Origin of the sequence: Methylobacterium sp. yr668 (genome assembly GCF_900116245.1) — a bacterium.
Lineage (GTDB): Bacteria > Pseudomonadota > Alphaproteobacteria > Rhizobiales > Beijerinckiaceae > Methylobacterium.
Map to the genome: position 1 here is coordinate 37,528 of NZ_FOZY01000032.1, position 11,912 is coordinate 49,439.

Below are 11,912 nucleotides of genomic sequence, written 5' to 3' on the forward strand. Positions count from 1 at the left end.
AGGATAAGGTCATGCCGTTTACTGCGAACGAACTGGCGAACATCGCCAACTCCGCTCTCGACTACTACCTCAACAAGGGCAAGGTCGAGAAGCAGAACATCCAGGAGAAGCCCATGTCGAAGGCCTTCGAGGCCTCCGCTGGGCAGTTCCCGGGTGGTAAGGGTCTGGTCTCCATCGGTGTGAAGGGCGGCCAGGGCGGCGGCTCCTTCCAGGGCTACACCCACGACGATCAGGTCACGTACTACAACCCGGCGTCCAACCTGCGGGTCGGCTACGCCTGGAAGGAGCACCACATCGGCCTGGGCCTGACCCACACCGAGCTGAAAATCGACGGCATCACCGTCGTCGAGGACGGCGCGGACCAGACCACGACCGAGAAGGACGGCCGCGAGCAGTTCGCCCTGGCGAACCTGCTCGAAGGCAAGATGGAGGACTTCGACGAGGACAAGAAGAAGTCCTGGGACGAGCTGCTCCACGGCGACGGTACGGGCGACGCGAAGGCGCTCGCCGGCATCCAGTCGATCATCCTCGACAACCCGGCGGTGGGCTCGACCGGTGGCCTGTCCCGCGTCACCTACCCCTGGTGGCGCAACCGGGCGGCCACGGCCGCCGCGGCGGCCGCGGGCACCGGCCAGGACGCTATCGCCAGCTCGGCGGCTGGCGGCGGCGTGCTGATGCAGTTCCTCCAGAAGGAGGATCGGCAGCTCAAGCGCTTCTCCCAGGGCGGCGTGAAGCTGCGCCGGTTCGCCGGCTCGGACTTCATCGACGCCATGGAGCGCGAGATCCGTGCGAACGGCAACTACTCGCTCAGCGGCTTCCGGGCCGCGGGCACCGTGGATGGGAAGATGGCCGACCCGACCTGGGACGGCAACGAGATCATCTACGACCCGACCCTGGACGACATGGGCCTCGCCAAGCGGATGTACGCGATCGATATGCGCCGCATCCGTCTGATGTACATGATCGGCGAGAAGAACAAGAAGGCCTCGCCGCCGCGTCCCTACGACCGCTACGTGATGTACCGCGGTCTCACCTCGACCGCGGTCATGATCGCGTCGCAGCTCAACACGAGCGGCGTCTACGACATCAAGTAACGGTGTCGTCTGATCTGTCATAATACAGGGCGGCTCCTTCGGGGGCCGCCCTCAAATCTGAGGGGCTAGGAGGCCCGCCACCATGGACACCGCACACGTCTTTGTCGCCCTTGCCGGAGATCGCGGAAACAGCGTGCCCAAGACGGTCACGCCCGCCGAGATCCAGATCCTCCAGCGCATGCACGGCGACGACGCGGTGCATGACATCCTGCCCGGCGAACCCGTGCAGCGCTCGAAGCAGCAAGAGCTGGGCCGGCTGGCCGGCATGTATCGGGCCCGTGACGAGGACGGGAAGCCGCACCTCCAGGTCATGTTCCCGAGCCACACCCTGCTCCCGATGACGATCGACGAGCTGGGGCTCCACGACAGCCTGTTCCGCGCGACCGAGCGCGCCCGGCCGTCGACCCGCACCGTCGAGGTGCCCGTCGAGCAGACCCACGGCGCGCCGGGCACCGCGCCCGTGCAGGTCGGATGGGACAACACGCAGTTCGAGCCGAGCGAGGTCCCGGCCGACCCGGAGACGCAGCCCGAGCTGGTGGGCACGATGGTCGACCCGCGCTCCCAGCACCAGAACGACGAGCCGCCCGGTGTGGCCCTCGACGCCACGAACGACGGTGACGCCGACAAGCTCCGCGCCCGTGCCGAGGCGCAGGGCACCGGGCCGGGCTCCGTCCCGACCCAGACCGGCGCCCGGACGGACGGCGGCCCGGTCGAGACGGCCGGCGCCAAGACGGCCGAGCAGAAGGCGGCCGAGGTCGCCCCGGCGGCCGACGCCAACGCCCTGTTCTCGTAAGGGGAGACGACGATGGCCCGCGGGCAGACGCTGCTCAAGCTGCTGGACGACCTGCGGGCCGAATGCCGGCTGTCGCCGAACCCCTCCCACAACGCCCAGCAGCGCGAGACGCAGGTCCGCCTGCTCCAGCGCATGCAGGAGTGGCTCTACGACGACTACGACTGGCCGCACCTCCGGATCGAGCGCACCTTCCCGAGCCAGCGCGGCCAGCGCTACTATGGCCTGCCGAAGGACATCGCGCTCGAACGGATCCTGCACCTGGAGGTCCGCTTCGGGACGCGCTGGCTCCCGGTCGGCACGGGGATCGACACGGAGTGCTACGCCGGGATCGACAGCGACAGCGGGCAGCAGGGCTGGCCGGTCCGGCGGTGGCGGATCTGGGAGGACGACCGGATCGAGCTGTGGCCGGTGCCCGACCAGGACGCCGGGACCGGGATCGGCGATGACGGTTCGATCAAGGTCGTCGGGATCCGCAACCTGAGGCCCTTCCGCGACGACACCGATGTCTGCGACCTGGATGACCGCCTGATCGTCCTGTACGCGGCGGCCGAGCTGCTCGCGGCGGCCGGTGCGAAGGACGCCCAGCTCAAGCTCCAGCAGGCCGCGGCGCGCTACGCGAAGCTCAAGGGCGACCTGACGCCCCGGCGGCGCGTGCAGATGTTCGCCGAGCGCCCCGAACGCGCCCCGCTGCGCGGCATGCCGATGGTCGACTACCGCCCGGCGAGCAAGTGATGGGCACGATCTGGATCCGCGAGTTCACGGGCGGCCTCGACACCCGCAAGCTGGCCGAAACCTCGAAGGGCGGCACGCTCGTCCAGGCGGTCGACGGCCACATCAACCGGGGCGGCGAGTTCGAGCAGCGCGCCGCGTTCGTGCCGGTCTACACCCTGCCGAAGGGCACCGTGGGGCTCGCCTTCACCAAGGCCGGGCCGACCGTCTTCGGCTCGATCCCCGACCCGGGCGTGCCCAACGGGGTGAACTACCAGCGCCTCCAGCACCCGGACGGCGCGACCGAGCTGGTCGCGGTCCGGAGCTTCGACCTGTTCTCCGGGAAGATCTTCGCGGTCGGAACCTTCGCGGACGGCGACATCTACCAGTTCTACGACGGCAAGCGCGTCACGAACTACGGCACCAACACCGCCGTGGTCCCGGGATCGCCGGTTCGGACCTTCGGCCGCAAGCTGTACTACCTGACAGGTCCGAACCTGATCTACTCGAACCTCGCGGACCCGACCAACTTCGACGCGGACAGCGGTACGAAACTGCCGGACGGGACGACGACCGACGTGAGCGCGCCCGACGCGGACGGGAAGACCACGAAGACGGAGACGACCCGCAAGACGAACGCGGACGGTACGGTCACAATCACCGTCGTCGTCACCAAGCCGGACGGCTCCGTCACGACCACGACCAGCACCGAGCCCGCCCCGACGACGGGCGTGGGCGCCGGCTTCAACGACCTGTCCGAAGAGGACTACGGGTCCGAGGATCTGACGGCGATCGGCCGCTACCAGAACTACCTCGCGATCTTCTCGGACCGGACGGTCCAGGTCCGCTACATGGACCCGGACCCGGCGCTCTCGAAGGGCATCCAGTCGCTGCACAACACGGGCACGATCAGCCCGCGCAGCGTGACGGAGTTCGGCGACACCGACCTGTTCTACCTCGACGCCTCCGGGCTCCGCTCGCTCAAGGCGCGCGATGCCTCGAACGCGGCCGTGAGCACCGACATCGGCTCAGCGATCGACGTGCTGCTGACGGACTTCGTCGCCCAGCAGAGCGCCGAGGACGTGCAGAACGCCATCGGCGTGATCGAGCCCCGCGATGGCCGCTTCTGGCTGGCGATCGGCGATACGATTTTCGTGTTCTCCTACTTCCCCGCGGCGAAGGTGAGCGCATGGACAATCTACAAGCCCGGCTTCAAGGTCGAGGAGATCATCGTCTACAAGCGGCGGGTCTACTTACGATCTGGCGACCAGATCTACGTGTATGGCGGCCTAGGCGCGGAGCTGCTGTACGACGACACCGAAGCCGTGGCGTGGCTACCCTACCTCGACGGCGACCGGCCGACCGAGACGAAGACGCTCCAGGGGATCGACGCCGCGGTCCGCGGCTCCTGGCGCGTCGACATCGGCATGGACCCGGCGCAGGTCGAGGCCAGCGACAAGATCGGCGTCGTCACAGAGACGACCTTCATGGCGAACCGGATCCCGGCCAGCCATCAGGCGACCCACTTCTCCCTGCGCTTCCGCTCGGACGGCCGCTACCTGCCGAACAAGCCGGCGGTGTTGGGCTCGGCCGCGATCACCTACTCGGCCGAGAGCGACAAGGCCCGGTCATGATCCTGGAGCCTGTCACCTACGCCACGGCCCTCCAGGTCGGCCAAGGCATGCGCGAGCGCGACGTGATGGAGTTCGCCGCGGTCGCGCCCGTGGGCGCCGAGGATCTGGCGCCCTGGCTCGCCCAGCGCTTCGGCCGGCGATCCGAGCTGCTCTGCGCCCGGACCGACGACGGCGAGCCCGTCTGCATCGGCGGCGCGGTCGAGGTGCGGCCGGGCTCGGCCACGCTGCTGTTCTACGGCACCGACCGCTTCCCCGAGATCGCCCTGGGGATGACCCGCTTCATCCGCCGGCACTACTTCCCGAGCCTCGCGGCGGCGGGCACGCACCGGATCGAGTGCGTCACCCTCGACAGCTACCGGGAGATGCAGCGCTGGCTGGAGACGCTCGGCCTGGAGCGCGAGAGCACCCTGCGCGCCTACGGGCGCGACCGCGAAGACTTCGCCATGTACGCCTGGATCGACGCCGATGCTCGTTCGCCTCGCCATTGAAGCCGACCGCGCCGCCCTGGTCGAGCTGTGCGTCCAGGCAGTCGAGGAGAGCGTTCGCGGCATCCCGCCGGACCGGGAGATCATCAACGAGACGATCGACAGCTCCTTCGCGACCGCGGAGCCGACCTTCTTCGTGATCGAGCGCCAGCGGGAGCTGATCGGCTTCATGATGGCGTCGATCGGAAGCTACGCCTTCGCCTCTGGCATCTTCACGACCCAGCAGGTAATGTTCGTCCGTCCCGATATGCGCGGCACTCGGGCGGCCGCACTCCTGATCCGGCATCTGATCGCCTGGAGCACTAGGCTCGGCGCGAAAGAGATCACAGGCGGCAACAACAACGGGCTCTACACCGAACAGACCGCTTGCCTGCTGGAAAAGCATGGTTTCGAGCGCGTCGGGGTGTTTATGCGCCGTCCGGGAGTGCAGTAATGTCGAAGAAGGATGGCGGCGCCGGCAAGCAGGCGAACATCGCACGTATGGAGGAAGCCCAGCGGCAGGCGACTATCCGCCAGGGCACCGACCAGATCAACTCGACGTTCGACAGCCAATTCACGCCGGACTTCTTCAACAAGCAGCGCGACAACTTCCTCGCGTTCCAGCTCCCGCAGCTCGACGGGCAGTACGGTGACGCTCAGCGGCAGCTCACCTACAACCTCGCGCGGAACGGGAACCTGGACAGCTCGACCCGCGGCTTCCAGCAGGGCCAGCTCCAGAAGACGTACAACACCCAGCGGACGACCGTCGCCGACAACGCGAACAGCTACGCCAACTCGGCACGGAGCAACGTCGAGCAGGCCCGCAACAACCTGATCTCGACGCTCAACGCCACGGGCGACGCGACCCAGGCCGCCAGCTCGGCGACCAATCAGGCCGCGATCCTGGCACAGCCGCAGGCCTACAGCCCGCTTGTCGACGCCTTCGCCACCACGACCGGCGCCCTCGCTTCCCAGGCCCAGGCCGATCGCGCCCAGGCTATCGCCAACGGAACCTACACGGGCGGCTCGGGCCTGTTCGGCACGTCCGGCGGCTCCGTCCGCGTCACGAGGTAAGGCCCATGTGTGATCCGCTCACCATCGCAGGCGCGGCGCTCTCGGCCGGCGGCATCGCGGCCAACTCGATCGGCGCCTCCCAGGCCGCCGCCGCGTCGAGCCGCGCCTACGCGGCCGAGCAGGCCCGGCAGGCCCAGCTCCGGCAGGAGGCCGCGCAGGTCCAGCAGCACTCGAACAGCCTCTACGAGGGGTTCGCCGGCAAGCAGCAGGACCGGGCGGCCGATCTCGCCTCGACGCTCCGCAGCGCCCAGCTCCCGGCCCAGGGTTCGGCCTCGACGACCGTCGAGGCGCCGGCCAGCAGCTCGAACATCACGACGCAGGGGGAGGCCTCCCAGCGGGCGAGCGCGGACGCCTATGCCGGCCAGCAGGCCACGGCGCTCGGCGACCTGCGGTCCTTCGGCGACCTGCTCGGGACGAACGCCCTGGCCCAGGCCCGGGACGCCTCCCAGATCGGCCAGATCGGCAACTTCATGCGGGGCTCGGCCTCCGTGCTGCCGCAGGAGCTGAATGCGGCCAGCCACGCGGGCGACACCGCCAAGCTGTTCGGCGGCCTCGCGGGCGGGCTCGGCAAGGTCGGGATCGCGGCCGGCATCAACGGGAGCACCCTGGGCGGCCTGTTCGGTGGCGGCGCCAGCTCCGGCGGGAACGTCTCCACCTCGCTCCCGACGATGGCCGCCTCCGGGATGGGCTCGATCGCCAACGCCTACGGCAACCTGCCGGCCGCGCCCATGTCGATCGCCCAGCCGTTCGGCGCGGACCCGTCCTTCGCCAGCAGCCCCTACCGCGTCTGAGGTCGACATGCCGTCCTTCCGCAACAACGCCGTCGACCCGCAGCAGATCTCCAGCGCGTTCGACAGCATCGCCAACGCCTTCAAGGTCACGCCCCAGGAGATCCTGGCCGGCGCGAAGTCGCGTGAGACGATGCAGAAGGTCCAGTACCTCGCCGACGCCTACAAGCTCGCCCAGGACCCGAACAGCGACCAGGGCCAGCTCGACCGCCTCGCCTCGATCGCGGGCGCCTACGCGCCGAGCCAGAGCCTGACGGCGGTGGACCGGAACAACGCTACCTCCCTTCGCACGAACGCGGCCGACAACGCCCGCGCGCTCCAGCTCGCCCGCGAGGGGCAGGCCGGCGAGACGACCCGCACCCTCCTGTCGCCGGTCGGGGAGGGGCAGACCCGCTTCATCCCGCCGTCCGTCGCAAGCCTGTACGGGCTGCCGGCGCAGCAGATCGGCGCCGTGAAGGCGAACGAAGGGCAGACGGTGGCGCTGCCCGGCGGCGGGACGGTCGAGGGGCGCGAGAAGCCCCTGACGGAGGACGCCGTCAAGGCGCGGGTGCTGGCCGGCATGGAGCCGGCGGCGCAGCGCGCGGCCGCCTTCGGCAACACGCCCGTCGAGACCGTCATGACCCCGCAGGGCCCGCGCATCTCCTCGCGTCTGGACGCGATCGGGCAGGCCCCGGCGCCGGACACCCAGAAGGCTCAGTTCTTCAACTACGACACCCCGGACGGGAAGTCCGGCACCGCCCGCACGGACGGCTCGGGCAAGCTCGTCGACACCCAGACCGGGGCCGAGCTGCCGCCGGGCTCGCGCACCTACACGGCTCAGCTCACCGGCAACAAGTCGGACACCGGGCTCGGCGCGAGCGCGAAGTCCAACATCGAGACGCAGCTCCTGGATCTCTCGAACCTGGAGCAGAGCGTCAACGCGCTCGACAAGATCGCGACGACCAATCCGCAGTCGATCGGCCTCACTGGGCAGGTTCTGGGCATCGGCCAGGACGCCATGGCGACGATGAAGGAGGCCGCGACCATGTTCGGCCCCAAAGCCCAGGACTATCTCAAGCAGGTCGAGGACGGTTCTCTGCCACCCGAGATGTCCCGATACTTCAACCCGAACATCCCGCAGGCGACGTTGCTTGAGAACACCATTCTGGCGCAGTACGCCAAGATGCAGGACCCGAACGGCCGGCTCAGCAATCAGCAGATGGAGATCGCCGCCAAGGCGCTCGGGATCGACGGCATGCTTAAGTCGGCCGACAAGACGAAGGCCGTCATCGCCGGCATCCGGCAGCAGATCGCGGCCAAGCGCGCCATGATCGGCGGGGCCGCGCCGGCCGCCAACGCGATCCGGCCGCCGGACGCCGCTGGTGGGCCCGCCCCGGCGCCGGCCGGCACGCCCGTTCGTCGGAAGTGGACCGCCAGCGGGGAGCTACAGTGATGCCGATCGAGGTTGAAGGTCCGGACGGCGCGATCAACGAGTTCCCGGACGGCACCCCGGATGCGGTCATCTCGAAGGCCATGCAGTCCGTCTACGGCGCCCCGAAGGCTGCCCCGGCCACGACGGGCGGGATCGGCGATCTGGTCGCCGGGGCGCTGTCGCGCGCCGAGAGCGCGGCCGGCGGGCTCGTCGAGCGAGCGGCCGAGAAGGTCGGGCTCGGACCCAAGGGGCCGTCGTCCTACCAGCAGTCGTCGGACCTGGACGCCCAGATGCGCGGCGTGCCGGCGGCCCCGGTCACGTCCAAGCCCCAGGAGGGCGGCGAGCGGCGCTCCGGCGCGCTGGCCGGCCTATTCGGCGTGGCCGACCAGGGCGTGCGCGGCGTCGCTCAGGGCGCGGCGACCATGGCCGGCCTGCCGGTCGACCTGACGACCATGGTGCTCAACATGACGCCCGGCGTAGCCCAGCTCCGGACCGCGCTCGGCCTCACGCCGAACATCTCGAAGCCCTTCCTGGGCTCGGACTTTAACAAGAGCGCGCTCGACACCGCGAACGACGCGACCATCGGCGGGATCAACGCGGCCACGGGCGCCAACCTCGACCTGCCGGTGCGTGAGGGCGCCAACGTGTTCGAGCGCGCCGCCAACCGGGTCGGGCAGGAGATCGGCGGCGCCGCGCTCCCGGCGGGCGCGGCGATCGGCAAGGCCGCCCAGGTCGGCATGGAGGGCGCGCGGGCGATCCAGAACCCGATCGCCCGGCACTTCGTCGAGCAGGCCGCCGCGAACCCCTCGAAGTTCCTGGGCCGCGAGGTCGGCGCGGCCGGCGTGGCCGGCGCGGGCGCGGCGGGCGTGAACGAGCTGACGCGCGCGGCCGGCGTGGACGAGCACGGAGTTGGGCACGCAGCCGGCGATCTGGCCGGCGCGCTCGGCGCCCTGGGCCTCTACGGGATCGGTAGCCACGCGATCAGCAAGGTCGGCGACGTGTACGGCGCGATCACCGGCAGCGATCGGTTCGCCAATCAGGTCGTGCGGGACGCGGTCGTCGATCGCCTCGCCACGGCGTCGGGCGCGCCCACTGTGCCGGTCGGCAAGCGCGACGTGTTCGACACGTCGGACATCGTGTCCGCGATCGAGCGCGGCCGGGCCAACCCGATCGGCGACACGGTCCCGGGCTACCAGGACACCCTGGCCGACGTGACCCGTAACCCGGGCATCGCCGCGACGGAGTACGGTCGCCGCACCTCCGGCAGCCCGACCCTGGCGCAGCGCGGCGTGGAGAACGAGCAGGCCGTCAACTCGGCGATCGACAGCCTCGCCCCCGAGGGCAACGCCGGGGCGCTGCGCGAGGGCCTCGCCGGCTGGCGCGAGCAGCTCCAGACAGGCGCGAGCGCCGAGGCCCAGGCCGCACAGGCCCGGTTCGAGGAAGCGGCCAGCCGCCTCCAGGCGCAGATGCACCCGGACGCCCGGGGCCAGGACATCCGGGCCGCCCTGGAGGACGCCAAGGCCGCCGCGCGCGAGCTGGAGCGCTCCCATTGGGCCGGCGTGTCGACCGGGGACGCTGACATCCGCCCGCTGGTCGACGCCTTCGGGAACGTCCGCAGCGGCCTCACCCAGACCGCCCGGGACCTGTTCGACCCGTCGCACCTCACCGGGATCCCGCAGCGGTTCGTCCCGGCCGAAGCCGGCGCCGCGGCCGATGGGGCCGGAGCGGCCGGCCGGGCGGCCATGGATGGGCTCGACCCGTCCGAGCGCGCCATGGCCGAACGGCTGCTGGGCGACCGCCCGGCACCGGCCGGCGCGGCTGCCCCCGAGCCCGAGCCTGTGCGGGTCCCCCTGCGCGAGATGGCCGACCTGCGCTCGGCCCTCGCGGCCGAGCACCGGGACGCCTTGTCCACCTCTAATCCCGCGCGTGCGCGCGTGATCGAGCAGTACATCTCGGCGCTGGACGACTACGCCCGGCAGGCCAACCCGAACGTCGAGGCCTACGACGCGGCCCGGGATTTCTCGCGCCAGCTCAACGACCGCTTCACCCGGCCGCAGACGGACGTGGCCCAGGTGCTCGATCGCAATCAGGGCGTCTACCGCCAGTCCGACGCGAGCGTCCCAGGCCGGTTCGCGCGCCCCGACAGCGCCGACCAGGGCGGGTTCGAGGCGCTGATGCGCGAGGCCGGCACCGACCCGCGGGCCCGCAACGCCGTGGCCGACCAGATCCGTGAGGCCGCGTCGGCCGCGCAGACGCCGGAGGCCGCGACCCGGTTCATGGAGGAGCACAGCCGCGTGCTCGACCAGTTCCCCGAGCTGCGGGCCCAGCTCGAAACGCGCGCCCGGACGCAGCGGTCGGCCAACCTCGCGGAGGAGCGCCGGGCCGGCCTGGAGCGCGAGCTGGGCACGGAGAACACGCGCGGCAGCTCGGCCGTGGGTCAGTACCTCCACTATGGCACCGAGCAGACCAGCCGGGCGATCCAGGGCGTCTTCTCGGCCGCCAAGCCCGCCGAAGCCGCGCGCGAGCTGCTCGACTTCGCCGGCCGGGACAAGAGCGCGGTCGACGGCATGCGTCGGGCGATCTGGGAGGAAGCGGAGCGCGTCGGCCGGCGGAAGGGCGAGACGACCGCCTCGACGGACGGCGTGCAGCCGTGGATGCCCGGGAAGCTCAAGGCGTTCGTGGACAAGCCCAACGTGCGCGCCGTGCTCCAGGAGGCTTACCGGGACGAGCCCGAGCACCTCGCGAACCTCGACAAGCTCGCGGAGGTACTCCAGCACACGAACGTCGGGGCGCGCGGCCGGGCGCCGAACAGCTCCGGCACGGCCCAGGGCATGATGGACACGATCCGCAGCTCCGTGTCGCCCGAGAGCATCCAGAGCGGCGTCATGTCGGTCAAGCGCGGCCAGATCGGCGTGCCGTGGTTCGTCACGTCGATCGCCGCGCGGCTCGCCCGCAACAGCGTCAAGGCCGCCCAGGCCGGCGCGATCAATCGCATGCTCGACGAAGCCCTGGTCAATCCGGAGGCAGCCGCCGCGCTGCTGCGCGAGAACAACCCGGTGAACCGGGCCTACCTCGCGCGCAGCTCGAAGCTCTGGGGGATCCAGCACGGCGACCAGATCGCCAGCGCCCTCAACGACAACGAGGAGCCCGATCCCGTGAAGGACGCGCTCAAGAGGAGCCGGCGGTGAGCATCGCAGACGCATTCCGGCGGACGGCCGCCCAGATCGGCGCCAACCCGCTCGATCTGGCGACGGTCGCATCCTACGAGAGCGGCGGGAAGCTCAACCCGGCCGTCATGGGCGGGGCCGGCGGGCGCTACGCCGGCATCTTCCAGTTCGGCCCGTGGGAGCAGCAGCACTACGGCGTCTCGAACCGGAGCACGGCCGAGCAACAGGTCGAGGCGGCCGGCCGGTTCCTCAAGGATCGCGGCTTCAAGCCCGGCATGGGCCTGCTCGATATGTATTCGGCGATCAACGCCGGCCGGGTCGGCCGCTACAACGCCAGCGACGCGGGCAACGGCGGCGCCCCGGGCACGGTGCGCGACAAGGTCGAGAAGCAGATGGGCGTCCACGTCGAGAAGGCGAGGGCGCTGCTCGGCGCCCTCGGCGGCGCCCCGGCGTCTGATGCGCCGGCCGCCGGCCAGACACCGCAGGCGGGCACGGATCTCGCCGCGGCGCTTGGGCCGGGCGTCACGCTGCCGACCCTGGCGCCGGCCGTCCCGGTCGTGCTACCGGCCGAGCCGGACCCGACGATCCAGACCCAGCAGGCTCAGCAGCTCCAGGAGCAGCGCGCCCAGCAGGAGCAGCAGAGGAAGCAGGCCCTGCTGAGCGTGAGCGCGTTCTACCGCTGAGTGCGCCCAAGAGTGCGCGCAAGACAATCGGACAGGGCGAAAAACGCAACCCTGCCAAATACTTGACAAGACGGTAGTTCTTCTTGCAGAAGTGCG

General features: G+C 70.6%; 11 protein-coding genes. All 11 read left to right on the forward strand.

The genetic code is table 11. The features are described from left to right. The first annotated feature begins 11 nt into the window (after positions 1-11). Positions 12-1,094, forward strand: a complete 1,083-nt coding sequence (locus tag BM419_RS26535) for a phage major capsid protein (protein WP_091928181.1) — start codon at positions 12-14, stop codon at positions 1,092-1,094. A gap of 133 nt (positions 1,095-1,227) precedes the next feature. Beyond that, a complete protein-coding gene (locus BM419_RS26540; RefSeq protein ID WP_091928182.1) occupies positions 1,228-1,887 on the forward strand; it encodes a hypothetical protein in 660 nt (219 codons plus the stop codon). A 12-nt stretch (positions 1,888-1,899) separates the two neighbouring features. Beyond that, positions 1,900-2,619: a phage adaptor protein gene (locus BM419_RS26545; RefSeq protein ID WP_091928183.1), complete on the forward strand. Its 720-nt coding sequence runs from the start codon at positions 1,900-1,902 to the stop codon at positions 2,617-2,619. Beyond that, the gene (locus tag BM419_RS26550) at positions 2,619-4,229 is read left to right on the forward strand and encodes a hypothetical protein (protein WP_091928184.1); all 1,611 of its coding nucleotides are present in this window, start codon (positions 2,619-2,621) and stop codon (positions 4,227-4,229) included. Before BM419_RS26545 ends, BM419_RS26550 begins: the two co-directional genes overlap by 1 nt. Then, positions 4,226-4,717 (forward strand): hypothetical protein, encoded by a 492-nt coding sequence (locus tag BM419_RS26555; RefSeq protein WP_091928185.1) that lies wholly within the window; start codon positions 4,226-4,228, stop codon positions 4,715-4,717. The genes BM419_RS26550 and BM419_RS26555 overlap by 4 nt, the downstream gene beginning before the upstream one ends. Further along, positions 4,695-5,147, forward strand: a complete 453-nt coding sequence (locus BM419_RS26560) for a GNAT family N-acetyltransferase (protein ID WP_091928186.1) — start codon at positions 4,695-4,697, stop codon at positions 5,145-5,147. Before BM419_RS26555 ends, BM419_RS26560 begins: the two co-directional genes overlap by 23 nt. Next, positions 5,147-5,767 carry a hypothetical protein gene (locus BM419_RS26565; RefSeq protein ID WP_091928187.1) on the forward strand — a complete coding sequence of 207 codons (621 nt, stop codon included), beginning with the start codon at positions 5,147-5,149 and terminating at the stop codon, positions 5,765-5,767. Before BM419_RS26560 ends, BM419_RS26565 begins: the two co-directional genes overlap by 1 nt. Positions 5,768-5,772: 5 nt before the next feature. Next, on the forward strand, positions 5,773-6,558 hold the full coding sequence (locus BM419_RS26570; RefSeq protein WP_091928188.1) for a hypothetical protein: 786 nt from the start codon (positions 5,773-5,775) through the stop codon (positions 6,556-6,558). A 7-nt stretch (positions 6,559-6,565) separates the two neighbouring features. After that, positions 6,566-7,987 carry a hypothetical protein gene (locus BM419_RS26575; protein ID WP_091928189.1) on the forward strand — a complete coding sequence of 474 codons (1,422 nt, stop codon included), beginning with the start codon at positions 6,566-6,568 and terminating at the stop codon, positions 7,985-7,987. Continuing rightward, on the forward strand, positions 7,987-11,154 hold the full coding sequence (locus BM419_RS26580; RefSeq protein WP_091928190.1) for a flagellar biosynthesis protein FlhF: 3,168 nt from the start codon (positions 7,987-7,989) through the stop codon (positions 11,152-11,154). The genes BM419_RS26575 and BM419_RS26580 overlap by 1 nt, the downstream gene beginning before the upstream one ends. Next, positions 11,151-11,816, forward strand: a complete 666-nt coding sequence (locus tag BM419_RS26585; protein ID WP_091928191.1) for a transglycosylase SLT domain-containing protein — start codon at positions 11,151-11,153, stop codon at positions 11,814-11,816. Before BM419_RS26580 ends, BM419_RS26585 begins: the two co-directional genes overlap by 4 nt. Positions 11,817-11,912: the final 96 nt, after the last annotated feature.